Source organism: Streptomyces sp. ATexAB-D23, assembly GCF_000373645.1.
GTDB classification, from domain to species: domain Bacteria; phylum Actinomycetota; class Actinomycetes; order Streptomycetales; family Streptomycetaceae; genus Streptomyces; species Streptomyces castrisilvae.
In genome coordinates, this window is the sequence record NZ_KB892007.1 from 24,389 (window position 1) to 43,228 (window position 18,840).

The window sequence follows — 18,840 nt, forward strand, 5'->3', positions numbered from 1 at the left end:
TTTCCTCCACCAGCCCCCTCCCCCTCCCCCTCTCCCTCTCCCCTCCCCCCTCTCCATTCCGTCCCTCCCGCCCTCCGAAGACCTGGAGCCCCGTTGAACACGTCACCGGTGAACCCCGCGGCCGACCGTCCGCACCGTCTGGACCCGGCGGGTGGCTGCCCGCACGCGGCCAACGCCCGGCTGCTGGCCCAGGGGGCGGTCACCCCGGTCGTCCTCCCCGGCGAGGTGCGGGGGATGGCGGTGCTGGGCCACGACGCGCTGAAGGAATTCCTCGCGCACCCCGACGTCGCCAAGAACGCACAGCACTTCACGGCGCTCCAGGCCGGGGAGATCGCCGACGGCTGGCCGCTGAAGACGTTCGCCACGGTGCAGGGGATGACGACCGCGGACGGCGCCGACCACCGGCGGCTTCGGTCGCTGATGAGCAAGGCGTTCACGGCCCGCCGGGTCGAGGAACTACGCCCCCGTATCGAGCAGTTGACGCTGCGCCTGCTGGACGGCCTGGAGTCGGCCGCGACCAAGGACGGTGTCGTCGACCTGCGTACGCACTTCGCGCTGCCACTGCCGATGGGCGTCATCTGCGAACTGCTGGGCGTGGACGAGGCCCACCAGGACCGGCTGCACGACCTCTCCAACCAGATCGTGGCCACGGACATCGGTCCGGCCGAGGCGATGGCGGCCAACCGGGAGATGGTGGAGACGCTGACCGAGGTGGCCAGGGTCCGGACCGCCGCCCCCGGCGACGACCTGACCAGCGCGATGATCGCGGCCCGCGAGGAGAACGGCGACCGGTTCAGCCCGCACGAGCTGATCGGCACGCTGATGCTGACCATCATCGCGGGGCACGAGACGACGCTGAACCTGATCACGAACGCCGTACGCGCCCTGTGCACCCACCGGGACCAGCTCGACCTGGTCCTCTCCGACAAAGCGAGCTGGTCGGACGTGGTCGAGGAGACCCTGCGCTGGGACAGCCCGGTCAGCTACTTCCCCTTCCGGTACCCCACCCGCGATCTGACCCTGGACGGCACCGTGATCCCCCAGGGCACCCCGGTCCTCGCCGGCTACTCGGCGGCCGGCCGCGACACCCGGGCCCACGGCCCGGACGCGGCACACTTCGACATCACCCGCAGCGACACGTCCCGCCACCTCTCCCTGGGACACGGCGCGCACTACTGCATGGGCGCACCCCTGGCCCGCCTGGAGAGCACCACAGCCCTGGAACAGCTCTTCACCCGCTTCCCGGACCTGGACCTCGCGGTCCCGGAGCCGGAACTGCCCCGCCACGCCTCGTTCGTGGGAAACAGCGTGCAGAAGCTGCCGGTACGGCTGAAGGGGTGAGGGGGCGAGGGGCGTTCACGCCGGAATGCCGACGGCCCCGTCGACGGGGCCGTCTCGCACGTGGGCGGCTCAGGCGCCTAGGGTTCCGTCCTTAACGGCGGAGACGAAGGACGACCAGTCGGCCGCCGCGAAGGTCAGGGCGGGGCCGTGCGGGTTCTTGCTGTCCCGGACGGGGACGAATGCGGCGAAATCATCGGAGACCTCGATACATGCGCCACCGTCTGGATTGCTGTGGCTGCTCTTGCGCCACGCAGTAACGCTCAAATCGATGGGCTGCACGACATTTCCTCCAAGATGCGCATGATGAACTTCCGCGACTCGGATGGGGAGAGGGCCAGGTCGCGCACTACATCGTAGGCGCGCTGCAAACGCTCGACCTTGGCGCTCTCCTCGATGAGTTCACCCCAGTAGGCGTTCTCTGTGTACGCGACCGGGCGCCCTCCGGGCAATCGAAGGAACCAGACATCGGTGCTGACCAGCCCATGGGTGCCCGCACTCTGGGGCAGTACCTGGACGGTTACGTCACTCTGTTCCCCCGCCTCCGCAAGACGTTCCAGTTGCCCCCGCCACTCGGTGGCACTCCGCAGCGGCGTCCGGAGCGCCGCCTCCGACAGAATGGTACGGAAGGGCGGCGGGTCGTCCCCCGTCAGCAGATGCTGCCGCCCTATCCTCGCCTCGACCTGCTGGTCCAGGGCGGCGCCCTTGAAGCCACCTGCGGCAAGCAACTCCCGTGCGTAACCGGGTGTCTGCAACAGACCCGGCACGACACTCACCGAGAAATGCCACAGGCTCGTCGCCTCCGCTTCCAGGGCCATGTACCGCCGGTAGCGCTCCTTGAACTGCGTCTTGTCGCTGATGGCAAGTTCCCACAGCGCCAACAGCAGTCCCGGCGTCCCGTAGTACTGATCGAGCGCCTCCACCACCTCCGGGCCACCGACCGTCTCGCCCTTCTCCATCTTCCCGAACAACGACCAGTCCCAGCCCAGTCGTTCGCCGAGCTGCCGCAGACTGTCACCGCGCGCGGTACGCAGGTGCCGCAGCTCCTCCGCGAACCGTGCCCGTGGTTCCCTGCTGCGGCCTGTTACCGCCCGCCTCGTCGGCATCGCGCCCTCCGTGGAACGTGTGGAACGTGGCTCGCCCGCCGGGGAGGCACCCTCCACCCTCGGTGTGTCACCCCTCTGACGGGGCCATTCTCGTAACGAGCCCCTCACGCACCGTACGACCGGGCGTGCGGCGAGGCAGAGGAATCCGCGAAAGAACAGCCGAAGGAAGCAGCCCCATGAAGCCGTCCCTCCCCCGCAGGACGCCCCAGGCGAACCCGCCCGTCCCCCAGACAGGGAACACGCCAACGGCCAAGGCCCAGGAGGCCGTCGACGCCCGCGACGACCTCGCCGCCGCCCTGACGGCCGCGGGTATCCAGCTGCCCGCGATGGACGTACGCACCCCGTGGCGAGACGCCGGGGACGAAGGCGGCGCACGGCCGGCCGACTACGCACTCGTCCACCTCGGTGTCTGCTCCGCCCCCGTGGCGCACGCCCTCGCCGCAGTGATCAGGGGCGGAGCGACCGAGTGACCGACCACGGCCTCCCTAGCATCGGGACGGTCGTGCACGACGGCGGGAGCGACCGGGTGGGAGTGGTAATGGGCCACGAGGGTCCGTGTCTCCGGCTCCGCCCCCTCGGCGGTGGCCGCGAGTGGGAAGCCGACCCGGCCCGCCTGCGGACACTCAGCCCCTCCGAGTTACTGAGCGCCCGCGTCGCCGAGGCCAACGCCCGCAGCCGTACCGGCCTCAGTGTGTGCGACGTACGGACATCGCCCCGGCTGCTTCCGGATGGGGCGGAGGCCCCGCCTACTCCCCTCACCCGAGATCGGCCGGCAGATCGTCCAGCGCCGCCTCCTCCTCAGCCCGTACCCCCGCCTCCCGTAACGCGTCCGACAGACTGGGGTCCCACGGGGCGTCGGCCCGTGGGAGCCCGGTGAGGGCGGGCACGGGGTCAGCTGCCGCAGAGTCAGCACGACGGGCTCGCCCGTGTCGGCCGTCCAGCCCGGGGCGGGCGGGCCCCGCAGGTTCAGGGCGAGCACGGTCGAGGACAGCTCGTCGCGCGGCAAGCCGGGTCCCGGTGAAGCCTCAGAAGCCGGTGCTCGAAGGGCCGGCTGTCCCGGGTCTCGACGAGGTCCTCGCGGACTGACGAGGTCAGCCGTCCTTCGACACGCGCGCGTACGAAAAGGCGCACCGGGCCCGGCCGTCGGTCGCAGGAACAAGGCGTACCTGCTCGGCGGGCATCTGCACCGCCCGGCCCGCCGGCTCGTCCCAGAGCGACACCGTTCCTCCGGCCTCCCCGAAGGACAGGTACGGGTGCTCGGGCTTCAGCACACCCCCCTGGCTGCCGAGTTCGGCTGCGGAGACCGTCGGCTCGACGCACATCCACTCCGGGTCCACCCCGAAGTACGAAGGCGGAGCCGTCTTCCGGACCGCGGCCGTACGGAAGTCCTGCGCCGCCTCCCGAGCCGAGTCCAGCGCCCCCAGCGCACATATCAACACCACGGCCAACTGGGTACACACGTACAACGGGACCCCCAGCCGTTCGACGGGGCTGACGAACGGGGCGTGTACGTGCTTCGCGATGCCCCAGAGAGCCGGGACGAACAGGGCATAGCTGAGCAGGAGCAGCAGCTTCGCCGCCGCCGCGGCCTGCCAGATGCCAGGGACGTCGAGGTCGTCGGGTGTCACGCCGAGGTCGGCCGCATACAGCGCGTGCAGCACCGATCCGGAGGCCACCACGAAGGACGCGGCAGCCGTGAAGACGAGCGGTGCCGCCCAGGCGAGCCATTCACCCGATGTCCACTGGCGGACGAGCAACCAAATCCCTCCCGCCGTCGCGATGACGGCGAAGGCCGACAGCATCTCCACCGGAGTCCAGCCTCTGCCGTCCTCCGCGCCCACGCCGGAGGCGAGAGCGAGGAAGACCCCTGCCGCCACACCGCACACGAGGAGACTCCCCACGCGGCCGCCTACCGCGAACAGGCCATAGGCAACCCGGGCTCCCCCGGCGAAGCACAGCACCGCGATGCCGGCCCACACCCATACCCACACACCGCTGTGCTGCCAGGCGACCGCCGCACAGAAGGCCATAGCGAACAGCCAGGCCACGATGCGGAACCCACGTTGCCAACCGTCCTCCTCACGACGCGGAACGATGTGGCTCCGCTCCCGGCCGTGGAGCGGCCGCACATCGACGGGAACCCCGGGCGCGGAACCGCCGGGCAGGTTCATACGGGAGAGCCGACGGGCCTCCGATGCCGTACCCGTAACCACCATTCCGGTGTCGCGGTAGCCACGCCTCTCCAACATGCGGGCACGTGACACCGCGGCCGCTCGGCGCAGTATCGCCGGCAACGTCAGTGGCCTCGGGGCGGGTACGCGAGGTGGTCTGTGGTCAACCGTATGCGCCTGCCAGCCGGTCAGCTGTTCCCTGTCCCGGTCCACCAGATCGCAGCGCCGGGCGTACATCTCCAGACGGGCCACCCGTGCCAGCTTCTGCACCTGCCAGGCGGCCGCACGCTCGGTGCGCCGGTTGCGGGCTCCGAAGAACCGCACCTCGACGGAGTACAACCGTGACGAGACGGCCCCGCGCAACACGCCCCGCGACGGACCCTCACCGCGGGCGAACGCGGTCACGACCGGCCAGCCCCGCTGTTCGAACGCCCGCTCCGCCTCGTCCCAGTCGCGTTGCTCCCCCCGCACCTCGACAAGCACGATTACCCGCTGGTCGTACCGCAACCTTCCCCCCCCTCATCAGCCTTCGACGTTACAAGCGCTCAAGCCGGTTGCAGCACGAGGTCGAGGTCACTAACGCAGAACCGGGCGAAGCCCTTCGTGGACACCCCGAACAGCACCCCGCGCCGCATCCTGGGCCTCCCGGAAAGGGCGGGGGCCATGGGCGCAGATGCTCCTGAGTCCTCATCACGCGAGCACACGCTCGGCCCTCTCCTGGCGGACGGACGGTTCCGGCCCCGGGCAGCGGCTGGTGTGGCGGCGCCGCGATCCCAACCAGGTGCACTACGCGGATCGCCTGGAGACGGGCGCACTTCGGTTGGAGGACGGATCCGTCCACGACATCCCCTCCGGGCGGCCACCAGCCTCGCGGGTAACGCGCAGAACGCCTGGAAGGCCTTCACCACGGAAGACGGAATCCCGTTGCACGACCTGCGATGACCACCGGGCAGAGCGAGCCCGGGTCTCCTCGGGTCGATCTGCCCGGTGGCAACCTCGGCGCCCCCGGTGAAGGCGGACCCGGGACCAGCCCCGGTGGCCGGACGCGTCGGGCCTAGGGCTAGCGGTTCTGCAGGGACTTGACGTTGTTACCGAAGGACCAGCCCTTCGAGCCGTCCCAGTTGAGGGACCACGTCATAAGGCCCTTGAGCGAGCCGTTGAACGTGTTCCACGCCTGGCTGACCTGGCTGGGCGCCATGTAGCCGCCGCCCGCGCCGGGCTGGGCCGGCAGTCCGGGCACCTGCTTGTCGTACGGCACCCTGATCGTGGTGCCCTGGATGGTCAGGCCGTTGTTGAGGCAGGTGGTCTGAGCGGCGAAGCCCTCCACGGTTCCGGCCTGGTACGAATCGCCCGCGCAACCATACATGCTGCCGTTGTAGTACTGCATGTTGAGCCACCACAGCCGGCCGTTGTCCACGTACTTCTTCACGATCGGCAGGTACGCGCCCCAGATGGACCCGTAGGTGACGCTGCCGCCGGTGACGTAGGCGGTCTCGGGCGCCATCGTCAGGCCGAAGCCCGCCGGCATCTCGGCAAGCACGCCGTCGATGATGCGGATCAGGTTCGACTGGGAGGCGGACAGCGTGCTGATGTCCCCACTGCCGGACAGACCGGTCTCGATGTCGATGTCGATCCCGTCGAAGTTGTACTTCCTGAGGATCGGGACGACCGTCTCCACGAAGCGGTCGGCGATCTTGCTGGACGACAGGTCGATGCCCGCGGCCGCGCCGCCGATGGACATCAGGATCGTGGCACCGCCCGCCTTGGCCTCACACATTTCCGCCGGCGTCGAAACCTTCACACCCGCGTCCATGCCGTCCTCCCACAGGACGGTTCCGTCCGAGAGGATCACCGGGAAGGCTGCGTTGATGACGTTGTAGCCGTGCTGGGCGATCCGGCTGTCGGTGATGGGGGTCCAGCCCATGCCGGGGTGAACGCCGTTCGAAGCGCCGTCCCAGTTCTCCCAGTACCCCTGCAACACCTTGCCGGTCGGCTTGGGCTTCGTGGCACAGGTGTCGTCGCCCGGAGGGTCGGTGGGTGGCGGGGTGGTGGGCGGCGGAGTCGTGGTCGGCGGGGTGGTGGTGGGCGGGGGCGTCGTGCCACCGGGGCCGGTGAGCGACACGTCGTCCGCGAGGTACGCGGGCGTCCCGTACCAGCCGTGCAGGTAGACCGTCACCGATGTGGTGTTCGCACCGGTGGTGAAGTCGACGCTGAGCTCGCTGTACGAGGAGGAGTTGGGCGTCCAGGTCGACGGCTCGCTGGTGGCTCCGGTGCCGCTGGCGCCGAGGTAGACGTAACTGCCCTGGACGAAGGCGCTCAGCGTGTACTTCGAGTTGGGCTGCACGCTGACCGTCTGGCTGCACTGGGCGTTGCCCAGGCCGGAAGGCGTGGCCTTCAGAGCGGACGAGCCGGAGTGCGCCGGGCTGCTGGTGACCGCGCCGGAACCGTCGGCGCAGGACCAGCCGGAAAGGCCGTTCTCGAACCCGGAGTTGGTCACCAGGTTGGTGGCATCGGCGGCGCCGGCCGAGCCGGAACCGACCAGGCTGACGCAGGCACCGATGACGGTCGCGGCGCTCACCCCGGCGACCGTACGGGTCAGGACGGCCGAGCTGCGCCGGGTCCGGACAGCGACCGAACGCCCCCCATCCCCCTCGGGCAGAGTACGAATTCTCCGACGGAACATGCTGTGCTCCATTCTCGCCGCGTGCCGTGGGCGTGGGCGTGCGTGAGGGGCGCGGCCGCACGGCCCCGGATGAACTGGGGAGATGCGGTGCGGCAGTCGACGGGAGCGTAGAAGCGGGGGCCGGGCCCGTCAATAGGTCTGGACCAAAGACGAGCGTTTGCGGGTGGCTGCGCTTGCCGGACGCTTCAGGGCTGCCCCCTTCGGACCACGGGAGCCCCGCGGGGGCAGGGCAACCGGAGGGCTCCCCGCCCCGACGGGGCTCGTCATGCCGTGGGGCGCGTCATCGGCGCCCGGAAGAGGCCGGTGCCGTGCCACGCTCAACGGATCAGCCGAAGTTCACGTCACTGCACCACATGTAGGCCTGGTCGGTGTGCGAGGCCTGCCAGATCGTGAACACGATGTGACGTCCGGTGTAGCCGGAGGTGCTGACGTCGAACGTGTAGTCGGTCGACGGACCGAAGCTGCCTGTCTGCGTGATGAAGTCGAGGTTGCCCCAGCCCAGGGACTGAGCCTCGGGGTCGAAGCCCTGCTTGCTCACGTAGACCTTGAAATAGTCGGCACCGTGGGAGGCCTGGTCGGCCACGTGGACCGAGAAGTTGCTGCCGACGTCGGTCGCCTTCCACTGCCCGGGCACGTCCAGGCTGGCGTTCCTCGAGATGTTGTTGCTGCAGAGCGTGCCGTCCGGGGTCCGCGCCTGGAACTGGCCACCGAGGCCGTCGCGAAGGGCACTCATCCAGTTCCACATGGTGTCACTGTTGGCCTGGAAGGCCTGCCAGCACATGGGGTCCTCGGTCTGCATGGCCGGGTTCATGTGGTCGCTGCCCCACCTCTGCCAGCACTGATAGGCGCGGGAAGGAGGTCCGACGACGGAGCCGTGGGCCTGGGCGGGCGCCGACCAGACCAACGCGCCGACCAACACGGCGAACAGCGACACGAGCACCGAGAGGGGCCGACGAAGGATGGACCGGGAACGCCCGGATAAGGGGGTTTGTTTGCGCATGGGGGGAACTCCTTGTGGTCGCGAACATGCGTGGGAGCGCTCCCAACGGTACGAGCTCAGGAGTAAATGTCAACGCAACAAACAAGGTTGATCACGAGGAAGGCAGCCGGCAGGGGTGCGCCGGGAGATGGAGACCAACTTCTTCGGCCCGCCGGCCGCCTCCCTCCCGCTCTCCCCGGGCGTCACGCACCATCTCCTGCCAGCCGTTCGGAACCGGACCGACGTCGGACCTGACGTCGCCCTCGGCCCGGACCGACTTCCCAACGACGCCGGCCGGCCGGCTGCCTCTGACTGCACCTGCGCAAGGGAGGGGCCGGCTGCCGGGACCTCCCCGCATCCGGCCCTCTCTTCAAAACGTAGGACCAGGCGGCCTTGCGCATCGCTGCCGCGGAGGCCCGAAGCTTCTTTCGAGCGTCATCCAGGCGTCAAGAACCCCGCAGAAGCCATTGGAGGGCGTCGCCGCACAAGCGCCTCGTTCACGAAATCGCTGGTCAGAGAGCTCTCAAGGAGCGATCCGTCCGCTCGAACCGCAACGCGGAGGGAAACAGGTCGAAACCCACCGGAGGAGCAAAAACGCAGGTCAGGCGCCCTTTTCGGCGGGCTCAAGAATCGCCACGCACTCCACATGGTGCGTCATCGGAAACAGATCGAACGCCCGCAGCGTCCGCACCCGGTAGCCGCCCTCCCGGAAGTAAGCCAGGTCCCTCGCCAGCGCCGCCGGGTCGCACGCCACGTACGCGATCTTGCGCGCTCCCAGGCCCACCAGCTGCTTCACCGTGGCCTTGCCGGCGCCCGCGCGGGGCGGGTCCAGGACGATGAGGTCGCATTCGGTGATGCCCGTGCGGGGCAGGACCTGGTCGACCTTGCCGTGTTCGATGCGGACGCGGTCGAGGTCCTTGAGGTTGTGGCGGGCATCCTCGACCGCGCGCTTGCCGGACTCGATGCCGAGGACCGCGCCCTTTTCGCCGATGCGCTGGCCAATGGCGCCGGCGAAGAGGCCGACGCCGCAGTAGAGGTCGAGGGCGGTGTCGTTCTTGCGGGGCAGCAGGCCCTGCATGACGGCGCGGACGAGGGTGTCGGCGGCCTGGGGGTGGACCTGCCAGAAGCCGCCGGAGCCGACGCGGTAGGTGCGGTCGTCGGCGCGTTCGCGGACGAAGCCGCGGCCGTGGACGCGGTGGACGCCGCCGTCGCGCTCGTCAACGCGGAGGACCGAGACGGGCTTGTCCAGCTCGACGAGGGGGAGGCGGCCGCCCGTGCGGGGGGTGAGGATGACCTGGCGGTCGTGGGAGCCGGTGGCGGAGATGGCCTCGACCGTGGCCATCTGGGGCCAGTCCTGCTTCTCGACGCCGAGCTCGGAGACACCGGGCGCGGCGATCATGCAGTGGTCGATGATCTCGACGTCGTGCGAGCGGTGCTTGCGCAGGCCGACGCGGCCGTCCTCGTCGATGGCGTACTGGACGCGGGTGCGCCAGGCGGGCACCTCGCCGGCCGGGAGCTTGTCGCCCTCGGCCGGCATGACCGTGCCGTCCCAGCCGGCCTCCTCGGGGGTGAGGCCCGCGAGGCGCTGGAGCTGCTCCGCGATGACCTCGCCCTTGAGGCGGCGCTGGGCGCCCGGCTTGGCGTGCTGCCAGTCGCAGCCGCCGCACTTGCCGGGGCCCGCGAACGGGCAGGGCGCCTTCACCCGGTCCTTGGACGCCTCGATGATCCGTGCCGCGTCCGCGCGCAGGAAGCGCGAGTCGTTGTCGCCGTCGGTGACCTTCGCGACGATCTTCTCGCCGGGCAGGGTGTGGCGTACGAACAGGACGCGGCCCTCGTCCGTCCGCGCGATGCAGTGGCCGCCGTGCGCGACGGGACCGACCTCGACCTCGTACTCCCGCCCGATGAGCGACTCCGGCTGCGTCTCCCCGGTCTGTGTCTCCCCGGACTGCGGCGACGTGGATTCGTTCTGCATGAGGGGCGGGCTCCAAGGGAAGGGGGGCGGCCGGCGGCCGGACAACAACCTACGAGTCTACGTCGGTCTCGTCCGGCCGCCGACCACCGGAAGACCTCCCGGGGGTCCCCCGGGAATCCCCGGGAATCCCCCGCCTCAGCGCTTCGGCGTCGGGTCCTTGTGCTTGCGTTCCACCGGGCCGCGGCGCACCGAGCCGGGGGCGATCCAGTCCGCGCGCCTGCGTGCGCGCTTCTTGGCCGCCTCGGAGGACTCCAGCTGGTACGGGACCGAGGTGACCATCACGCCGGGGGTGAAGAGCAGGCGGCCCTTGAGCCGCAGGGCGCTCTGGTTGTGCAGCAGGTGCTCGTACCAGTGGCCGACGACGTACTCCGGGATGTAGACGCTCACCACGTCGCGCGGGCTCTCCCGGCGCAGGCCCTTGACGTATTCGATGACCGGGCGGGTCACCTCGCGGTAGGGCGAGTCGAGGATCTTCAGCGGTACGTTGATGCCGCGCCGCTCCCAGTCCTCCCTGAGGGCCTTCGTCTCGGCCGGGTCCACGCTGATGGAGAGTGCCTCCAGATGGTCCGTACGGATGAGCTTGGCGTAGGCGAGCGCGCGCAGGGTGGGGCGGTGGAGCTTGGAGACCAGGACGATCGAGTGGACCCGGGAGGGGCGGATGGACTCGTCGGGGGCGGCGTCGTCGGCGGCGATCTCCTCGGCGACCCGGTCGTAGTGCTTACGGATCGCGGTCATCGTGCCGAAGAAGATCACCATGCCGAGCAGCGCCACCCAGGCGCCGTGGGTGAATTTGGTGGCGAGGACGACGACGAGCACCAGGCCCGTGAAGAAGGCGCCGAAGGTGTTGATCGCGCGGGAGCGGATCATATGGCGGCGTTTGGCCTGGTCCCGCTCCACGCGCAGGTGGCGGTTCCAGTGCCGGACCATGCCGGTCTGGCTGAGCGTGAAGGAGACGAACACGCCGACGATGTACAGCTGGATCAGCCGGGTCGAGTCGGCGCCGTAGACGACGACCAGCAGGATCGCGGCGCCGGCCAGCAGCACGATGCCGTTGGAGAAGGCGAGCCGGTCCCCGCGGGTGTGGAGCTGGCGGGGCAGGTAGCGGTCCTGGGCCAGGATCGAGCCGAGCAGCGGGAAGCCGTTGTACGCGGTGTTGGCGGCCAGGAAGAGGACGAGGGCGGTGGCGGCTGCGAGGATGACGAAGAAGAACGTGCCGTCGCCGAAGACCGCGGCCGCGACCTGGGAGATGACCGGGTCCTGGACGAAGCCGGAGCCGACCGGGGAGCCGTCGCGGACCAGGTCCGTCGCCGGGTTCTCCGCCATCTTGACGTCGGTGGCCATGGCCAGCGCGATGATGCCGCAGAACATGGTGACGGCGAGCAGGCCCATCATGGCGAGGGTGGTCGCGGCGTTCTTGCTCTTGGGCTTGCGGAACGCGGGCACACCGTTGCTGATCGCCTCGACACCGGTGAGCGCCGCGCAGCCGGAGGAGAAGGCGCGCAGCAGCAGGAAGACGAGGGCGAAGCCGGCCAGGCCCTGGTGCTCGGGCTTGATCGTGTACGCGGCGGTCGGGGCGTGCATGGTGTCGCCGAGGACGAGGCCGCGGAAGGCGCCCCAGATGAGCATGATGAAGACGCCGGCCACGAAGAGGTAGGTGGGGATGGCGAAGAGCTTGCCGGACTCCTTGACGCCGCGCAGGTTCATCACGGTCAGCAGCACGATGGCGGCGACCGCGCACCCCGTTTTGTGCTCGACGACGAAGGGGATCGCCGAGCCGAGGTTCTCCACCCCGGAGGCGATCGACACGGCGACGGTCAGGACGTAGTCGACCAGCAGGGCGCTGGCCACGGTCAGACCGGCCTTGGGTCCGAGGTTGGTGGTGGCGACCTCGTAGTCGCCGCCGCCGCTCGGGTAGGCGTGCACGTTCTGCCGGTAGGAGGCGACGACCGTGAACATGAGGACCACGACCGCGACCGCGATCCACGGGCTGAAGTGGTAGGCCGACACACCCGCGATGGACAGCACGAGGAGGACTTCTCCGGGTGCGTACGCCACCGAGGACAGCGGGTCGGATGCGAAGACGGGGAGTGCGATGCGCTTGGGGAGGAGTGTCTCCCCCAGCCTGTCGCTGCGCAGGGCCCGTCCGATCAGAATCCGTTTGGGCACGTCGGTCAGTTTGGACACGCTGGGATCGTAAGGGTTCTGTATGGGGCCTGCCCCCGCACGACCGGCGTGGCCCGCCAATCTCCTGCACTCGGCCGGGAGGGGCGCGAAATCCTTAACGGAATCCTTGCACCGGGGCCCCGCGGCACCGCGTTGCGCGCACTCGGATGAGGCAACGTATCCGGCGCGGCATAAGCTCGTATCCGGGCGACGGGAAACACCGTTGCCCCGTTGTTTGCCCGGCCAGCCGAGGAAAGAGTGTGAGCAGGGTGTTTTCGCAGGTCAGCCGGACGACCAGGACTGCGAGGTAGGCGCAAGGTGCACATCGTCATCATGGGCTGCGGGCGAGTGGGAGCCGCTCTCGCGCAGACCCTGGAGCAGCAGGGGCACACGGTCGCCGTCATCGACCAGGACCCCACGGCGTTCCGGCGCCTCGGCTCCGGGTTCGGCGGACGTCGCGTCACGGGGGTCGGTTTCGACCAGGACACCCTGCGTGAGGCGGGGATCGAGGAGGCCGGGGCGTTCGCCGCGGTGAGCAGCGGCGACAACTCGAACATCATTGCGGCCCGGGTGGCGCGCGAGATGTTCGGCATCGACAACGTCGCGGCGAGGATCTACGACCCCCGGCGCGCCGAGGTGTACCAGCGCCTTGGCATCCCCACGGTGGCCACCGTGCGCTGGACCGCGGACCAGATGCTGCGCCGGCTGCTGCCCTCGGGCGCGGAGCCGCTGTGGCGTGATCCGAGCGGCGGTGTGCAGCTCGCGGAGGTCCACACCACGCCGTCCTGGATCGGCCACAAGATCAGCACGTTGCAGGAGGAGACGGGCGTGCGCGTCGCCTTCCTCACCCGGTTGGGCGAGGCCATCCTGCCGTCGTCGCAGACGGTGCTCCAGGAGGGCGACCTCGTCCACGTGATGATGCGTACGGACGAGATCGCGAAGGTCGAGGCGGCGTTCGCCGAGGGCCCTGAGGAGGGCGGTCACTGATGCGTGTCGCGATTGCCGGGGCCGGTGCGGTGGGCCGTTCCATCGCGGGCGAGCTGCTGGAGAACGGGCACGAGGTGCTGCTCGTGGACAAGGCGCCGACCGCCATTTCGGTGGAGCGGGTGCCGATGGCCGAGTGGCTGCTGGCGGATGCCTGTGAGATCACGTCGCTGGACGAGGCGGCGTTGCAGCGCTGCAACGTCGTGATCGCGGCGACCGGCGACGACAAGGTGAACCTGGTCGTCTCGCTGCTCGCCAAGACGGAGTACGGCGTTCCGCGGGTCGTCGCCCGGGTGAACAACCCGAAGAACGAGTGGCTGTTCAACGAGTCGTGGGGCGTCGATGTGGCGGTCTCCACGCCGCGTCTGATGTCGGCGCTGGTGGAGGAGGCGGTGAGTGTCGGCGATCTGGTCCGGCTGCTGCGCTTCAGCCACGGTGACGCGAACCTGGTGGAGCTGACGCTGCCGCCGGAGTCGGCCCTGGCGGGTACGCAGGTCGGGGAGGTCGCCTGGCCGGAGGACACCTCGCTGGTGACGATCATCCGGGGGCAGCGGGTGCTGACGCCGAGCCCGGAGGAGAGCCTGGAGGCGGGTGACGAACTGCTGTTCGTGGCCGCGCAGGCGCGCGAGGAGCAGTTGGAGGACCTGCTGTCGGTGCGCCAGGGCGATCCTGGGAAGTAGGACAGCGGCGGCGCATGCGAGAGGGCCTGTCACCAGGGGTGACAGGCCCTCTCGCGTGGTTCAGAACTCCTGGCCGCGGGCGGCTTCGGCGGCAGCCGCCTCCTTGCGCGCCTTCTCGGCCTGTTCCTCGGCCTCCATCTCGGCGAAGACGTCGATGGGCGGCGGTGCCTTGGCGAGGAAGACCCAGGTGAGGTAGACCGCCAGCAGGAACGGCGGGATCTTCAGGGCGACCAGCACCCAGCCGAACTGGGTGGTGTCGGCCCACCAGTACAGCGGGAAGAGGATCGCGCACTTGGCGAGCAGGATCAGGCCCCAGGCGTAGCTGGCCTTGGCGTAGGCCTTCTTGCGGCCGGGGTTACGGGTGCGCCAGGAGAGGTTCTCCTTGAAGACCGGGCCCAGGATGAGGCCGATCAGCGGGAGACCGGCGACCGTGCTGACCAGGTAGGCCAGGGCGAGGCCCAGCGTGTAGAGCATGCCCGGGAGGTAGAAGTCCTTGGCGTTGCCCGTCATCTTGGCGAAGACCACGCCGAAGGCCACCCCGAAGACACCGCTGAAGGCGTGCTTGACGGTGTCCTTGCGGATCAGCCGGACGGCCACGAGCGCCAGCGACACCGCGACGGCCGCGATGGCCGAGTTGGTCAGGTTCTTGTCGATGGTGAAGATCGTGACGAAGAGCAGTCCGGGCAGGACGGTCTCCACCATGCCCCGCACGCCGCCGAAGGCCTCGAAGAGCGCTGCCTCGGTCACCGCCCTGGCATCGGCCTCCTGCTGGTCGGTGGTGCGGTCCGTGTCGGACGTCGGCTTGTCGAGAGACGTCACCGGCTACTCCTTGCCGAGCGGTCGGAGTTCGTATTTGGGGTTGAACAGCACCCGGCGCCCGTGGCTCATCGCGATCCGGCCGGAGGCGATGAGCTTGCGGCCCGGCTCTATGCCCACGATGGAGCGGCGGCCGAGCCAGACCACGTCGAGCGGTGCGGTGCCGTCGAAGATCTCCGCCTCCAGGGCGGGCACTCCGGCGCGCGGCCGCAGGGTCACCGTCCGCAAGGTACCAGTGACCTTCACGATCTGGCGGTCGGTGCATTCGGAGATCCGGGTGCACCCCGACGCCTGCGCGTCCTCCTCCAGCTCCTCGCACTCCAGGTCCTCCTGGGAGCTGGCAAGGCGGTCGAGCATCCGCCGGAAGCGCCCGGAAGGCCGGCCGGCCTTGTGGGGCTTCTCGAATCGAGGAACAGCACTCATACCCGAAGGGTACCGGTCCCACGAGGTCGTCGCGGGTGGCCGCCGTCTCACTCGAACGGGGGACGTGAATGCCCCCGGTCGCCGGTTTCAGGAGCGTTCGAAGCGGTATCCCATGCCGGGTTCGGTGACGAAGTGGCGGGGGTGGGAGGGGTCGGCCTCCAGTTTGCGCCTCAGCTGGGCCATGTAGACGCGCAGGTAGTTGGTCTCGGTGCCGTACGACGGTCCCCAGACCTCCTGGAGCAGCCTGCGCTGGCTGACGAGCCGGCCGCCGTTGCGGACCAGGACCTCCAGCAGGTGCCACTCGGTGGGCGTGAGCCGTACGTCGCGTCCCCCGCGGTGGACCTTCTTGGCGGCGAGGTCGACGGTGAAGCCCTCGGTCTCCACGATCTCGGCCTCGTCGGCGCCTGACTGGCTCACGGGCTCGGCGCGGCGCACCGCCGCCCGCAGCCGGGCCAGCAGCTCGTCCATGCCGAACGGCTTGGTCACGTAGTCGTCCGCCCCCGCGTCCAGCGCCTCGACCTTCTCGTCGGAGGTGTGGCGGGCCGAGAGCACCAGGATCGGCACCCGGGTCCAGCCGCGCAGGCCCCTGATCACGTCGACGCCGTCCATGTCGGGCAGCCCGAGGTCCAGGACGACGACGTCGGGGTGGCGGGCGGCGGCGAGCTGGAGGGCGGTCGCCCCGTCGGGCGCTGCGTCCACCTCGTACCTGCGCGCCTTCAGGTTGATCACGAGGGCGCGTACGATCTGCGGCTCGTCGTCGACCACAAGCACCCTGGTCATCGCGGTCCTGCCTTTCTGCTGTGGGTGGGGCCCGTCGGGAGTCGCCCGTCGTCCGGGAGCTTTCCGCCGTCCGGGGGTTTCCCGATGTCCAGGAGCCTTCCGTGGTCCGGGAGGTTCCCGGCGTCCGGGGGATTCCCGACGTCCGGGAGCCTTCCGTCGTCCAGGAGGTTCCCGGCGTCCGCGCGGGGAACGGAGGCGTGGCCCGGGGCCGCCTTGAGGGTCAGGACCATGGTGAGGCCGCCGCCGGGGGTGTCCTCGGCGTCGAGCGTGCCGCCCATGGACTCGGCGAATCCGCGGGCCACCGCGAGGCCGAGGCCCACTCCGGCGCCGCGCGGGGCGTCGCCGTAGCGCTGGAAGGGTTCGAAGATGCGCTCCTTGCCCTCGTCTGGGACGCCGCGGCCGCGGTCGGCGACCCGGAGTTCGACGCGGGTGCCGAGCGCGCTGGCGGCGACGGTGACGCGGTCGCCGTCGGGGCTGTACTTGACGGCGTTCTCCACGATGTTGGCGACGGCCCGCTCCAGGAGCCCGGGGTCGACGGCGACCATGGGCAGCGTCTCGGGGATGTCCAGGTCGACGCTGTCCTCCGGGACGCCGCCCAGGGCCATGGGCACCACCTCGTCCAGGTCGATCTCCCGGATCAGCGGGGTGACCGTGCCGGTCTGGAGCCGGGACATGTCGAGGAGGTTGCCGACGAGGTGGTCGAGGCGGTCGGCACCGGCCTCGATGCCTTCGAGGAACTCGGCCTCGTCGTCGTCGGACCAGGCGACGTCGTCGGAGCGCAGGGAGCTGACGGCGGCCTTGATGGCGGCGAGCGGGGTACGCAGGTCGTGGCTGACGGCGGCCAGCAGCGCGGTCCTGATGCGGTTGCCCTCGGCGAGCCTGCGGGCCTCCTCCGCCTCGTCCACCAGGCGCTGGCGGTCCAGGACGACGGCGGCCTGGGCGGCGAAGGCGCCGAGCACCCGGCGGTCCTCGGCGGGCAGCACCCGGCCGGACAGGGCCAGGGCCATGTGGTCGCCGACGGGCATGTCCACGTCGGCGTCCTCGGGGCGGGCGACCGGTGCCGGGCCCACGCTCCCGGCGCACGTCCACGGGTCGACGTCGCTCTGCCGCTCCAGCAGGGCGACGGACCCCATGCCGAAGGTCTCACGGACCCGGTCCAGGAGCGCGGCCAGTGTGGTCTCGCCGCGCAGCACGCTGCCGGCCAGGAACGACAGGATCTCGGACTCCGCGCGCAGCCGGGCGGCCTGGTGGGTGCGGCGGGCCGCGAGGTCCACGACGGAGGCCACCGAGACCGCCACCGCGAAGAAGATCACGATGGCGACGAAGTTCTCCGGGTCCTGGACGGTGAGGGTGTGGGTGGGCGGGGTGAACCAGTAGTTCAACAGCAGTGAGCCGGCGGCGGCCGACGCGAGGGCGGGGAGCAGTCCGCCGATGAGGGCGGCGGCGACGGTCATGAAGAGGAAGAGCAGGACGTCGTTGGCGAGCCCGGGGCCGGACTCCAGGGCCTTGAGGAGCACGGCGAGGAGGACGGGACCGCCGACGCCGACCCCCCAGCCCCAGATGATGCGGACACGGCCGAGCCGGGCGCCGCGGGCGATGGGCAGGCCCCGGCCCTTGGCGACCTCGTCGTGGGTGACGATGTGGACGTCGAGGTCGGGGCCGGACTCGCGGGCGACGGTGGCGCCGACGCCGGGTCCGTAGATGTACTGCCAGGCCTTGCGGCGGCTGGAGCCGAGGACGATCTGTGTGGCGTTGACGCCCCGGGCGAACGCGAGGAGCGCGGAGGGTATGTCGTCGCCGATGACGTGGTGGAAGGTGCCGCCGAGGTCCTCGACCAGGGTGCGCTGGACGGCCAGTTCCTTGGGCGAGGCCGAGGTCAGTCCGTCGCTGCGGGCGATGTAGACGGCGAGGATCTCGCTGCCCGAGCCCTTGGCCGCCATCCGGGAGGCGCGGCGGATGAGGGTGCGGCCCTCGGGGCCTCCGGTGAGGCCGACGACGATGCGTTCGCGGGCCTGCCAGGTGGTGCGGATGTTGTGCTCGCCCCGGTACTGCTGGAGGTATTCGTCCACCCGGTCGGCGACCCAGAGGAGGGCCAGTTCGCGCAGGGCGGTGAGGTTGCCGGGGCGGAAGTAGTTGGACAGGGAGGCGTCGATCCGGTCCGGTTTGTAGATGTTGCCGTGGGCCATGCGGCGGCGCAGGGCCTGGGGCGACATGTCGACCAGTTCCAGCTGGTCGGCGCGGCGGACCACCTCGTCGGGCACGGTCTCGCGCTGGCGTACGCCGGTTATGGACTCGACCACGTCGCCGAGGGATTCCAGGTGCTGGATGTTGACGGTGGAGACCACGTCGATGCCGGCCTGGAGCAGCTCCTCGACGTCCTGCCAGCGCTTGGCGTTGCGGGAGCCGGGCACGTTGCTGTGGGCCAGCTCGTCCACCAGGGCGACGGCCGGGGCGCGTTCCAGGACGGCGTCGACGTCCATCTCGGTGAAGAGGGCCGCGCGGTGCTCGATCTCTCGGCGCGGGACCTCTTCGAGGCCGGTCAGCATGGTCTCGGTGCGCGGGCGGCCATGGTGCTCGACGAAGCCGATGACGCAGTCGGTGCCCCGTTCGACACGGCGGTGCGCCTCGGCGAGCATCGCGTACGTCTTGCCGACGCCGGGTGCCGCACCGAGGTAGATCCGAAGTTTGCCGCGCCCCATGGCCCCATCGTCTTCCGAAACCGGCGACTGCCTCCGTGGCAGCCCG

General features: G+C 70.1%; 16 protein-coding genes and 1 pseudogene. 4 read left to right on the plus strand and 13 right to left on the minus strand.

What is annotated here, in order from left to right:
• The first annotated feature begins 93 nt into the window (after nt 1-93).
• Complete coding sequence (locus B082_RS0108800; protein WP_026249568.1) at nt 94-1,341, plus strand: cytochrome P450 family protein; 1,248 nt, start codon at nt 94-96, stop codon at nt 1,339-1,341.
• Between the two features lie 69 nt (nt 1,342-1,410).
• Here B082_RS0108800 and B082_RS0108805 read toward each other — a convergent pair whose 3' ends face one another.
• Together B082_RS0108805 and B082_RS0108810 are read right to left on the minus strand one after the other, a co-directional pair.
• The gene (locus B082_RS0108805) at nt 1,411-1,620 is read right to left on the minus strand and encodes a DUF397 domain-containing protein (protein WP_018551441.1); all 210 of its coding nucleotides are present in this window, start codon (nt 1,618-1,620) and stop codon (nt 1,411-1,413) included.
• On the minus strand, nt 1,602-2,444 hold the full coding sequence (locus B082_RS0108810) for a helix-turn-helix domain-containing protein (RefSeq protein ID WP_018551442.1): 843 nt from the start codon (nt 2,442-2,444) through the stop codon (nt 1,602-1,604). Before B082_RS0108810 ends, B082_RS0108805 begins: the two co-directional genes overlap by 19 nt.
• Before the next feature lie 176 nt (nt 2,445-2,620).
• Between B082_RS0108810 and B082_RS0108815 the strand changes: the two genes are divergently transcribed.
• Complete coding sequence (locus B082_RS0108815) at nt 2,621-2,914, plus strand: hypothetical protein (RefSeq protein ID WP_018551443.1); 294 nt, start codon at nt 2,621-2,623, stop codon at nt 2,912-2,914.
• A gap of 285 nt (nt 2,915-3,199) precedes the next feature.
• On the opposite strand, the gene B082_RS40490 is transcribed toward B082_RS0108815, so the two are convergent.
• From B082_RS40490 to B082_RS0108850, 7 genes and pseudogenes are all read right to left on the minus strand, one after another.
• Entirely contained in the window at nt 3,200-3,331 is a 132-nt protein-coding gene (locus B082_RS40490; protein WP_018551444.1) for a DUF2399 domain-containing protein, read from the minus strand.
• A gap of 204 nt (nt 3,332-3,535) precedes the next feature.
• A complete protein-coding gene (locus B082_RS0108825) occupies nt 3,536-5,098 on the minus strand; it encodes an NnrS multi-domain protein (protein ID WP_234018132.1) in 1,563 nt (520 codons plus the stop codon).
• 577 nt (nt 5,099-5,675) lie between these two features.
• A complete protein-coding gene (locus tag B082_RS40370) occupies nt 5,676-6,737 on the minus strand; it encodes a chitinase (protein ID WP_420707670.1) in 1,062 nt (353 codons plus the stop codon).
• Between the two features lie 42 nt (nt 6,738-6,779).
• Nucleotides 6,780-7,310, minus strand: a pseudogene (locus B082_RS40375) (carbohydrate binding domain-containing protein); the annotation flags it as partial.
• A gap of 313 nt (nt 7,311-7,623) precedes the next feature.
• Nucleotides 7,624-8,298 (minus strand): lytic polysaccharide monooxygenase auxiliary activity family 9 protein, encoded by a 675-nt coding sequence (locus B082_RS0108840; RefSeq protein ID WP_026249570.1) that lies wholly within the window; start codon nt 8,296-8,298, stop codon nt 7,624-7,626.
• Between the two features lie 580 nt (nt 8,299-8,878).
• Nucleotides 8,879-10,249, minus strand: coding sequence for a class I SAM-dependent RNA methyltransferase (locus B082_RS0108845; RefSeq protein WP_018551449.1), 1,371 nt, complete (start codon nt 10,247-10,249; stop codon nt 8,879-8,881).
• A gap of 135 nt (nt 10,250-10,384) precedes the next feature.
• Complete coding sequence (locus B082_RS0108850) at nt 10,385-12,433, minus strand: APC family permease (RefSeq protein WP_018551450.1); 2,049 nt, start codon at nt 12,431-12,433, stop codon at nt 10,385-10,387.
• A gap of 297 nt (nt 12,434-12,730) precedes the next feature.
• Between B082_RS0108850 and B082_RS0108855 the strand changes: the two genes are divergently transcribed.
• Both B082_RS0108855 and B082_RS0108860 read left to right on the plus strand, forming a co-directional pair.
• Nucleotides 12,731-13,399: a potassium channel family protein gene (locus tag B082_RS0108855; protein WP_018551451.1), complete on the plus strand. Its 669-nt coding sequence runs from the start codon at nt 12,731-12,733 to the stop codon at nt 13,397-13,399.
• Nucleotides 13,399-14,076, plus strand: coding sequence for a potassium channel family protein (locus tag B082_RS0108860; RefSeq protein ID WP_018551452.1), 678 nt, complete (start codon nt 13,399-13,401; stop codon nt 14,074-14,076). The genes B082_RS0108855 and B082_RS0108860 overlap by 1 nt, the downstream gene beginning before the upstream one ends.
• Before the next feature lie 60 nt (nt 14,077-14,136).
• On the opposite strand, the gene B082_RS0108865 is transcribed toward B082_RS0108860, so the two are convergent.
• The 4 genes from B082_RS0108865 to B082_RS0108880 all read right to left on the minus strand — a co-directional run bounded on the left by B082_RS0108865 (nt 14,137) and on the right by B082_RS0108880 (nt 18,794).
• Nucleotides 14,137-14,895 carry a DUF3159 domain-containing protein gene (locus tag B082_RS0108865; protein WP_018551453.1) on the minus strand — a complete coding sequence of 253 codons (759 nt, stop codon included), beginning with the start codon at nt 14,893-14,895 and terminating at the stop codon, nt 14,137-14,139.
• Between the two features lie 3 nt (nt 14,896-14,898).
• On the minus strand, nt 14,899-15,315 hold the full coding sequence (locus tag B082_RS0108870; protein WP_078622532.1) for an OB-fold nucleic acid binding domain-containing protein: 417 nt from the start codon (nt 15,313-15,315) through the stop codon (nt 14,899-14,901).
• Between the two features lie 87 nt (nt 15,316-15,402).
• Nucleotides 15,403-16,095 carry a response regulator gene (locus tag B082_RS0108875; RefSeq protein WP_018551455.1) on the minus strand — a complete coding sequence of 231 codons (693 nt, stop codon included), beginning with the start codon at nt 16,093-16,095 and terminating at the stop codon, nt 15,403-15,405.
• Entirely contained in the window at nt 16,092-18,794 is a 2,703-nt protein-coding gene (locus B082_RS0108880) for a sensor histidine kinase (RefSeq protein ID WP_018551456.1), read from the minus strand. The genes B082_RS0108875 and B082_RS0108880 overlap by 4 nt, the downstream gene beginning before the upstream one ends.
• Nucleotides 18,795-18,840 lie beyond the last annotated feature (46 nt).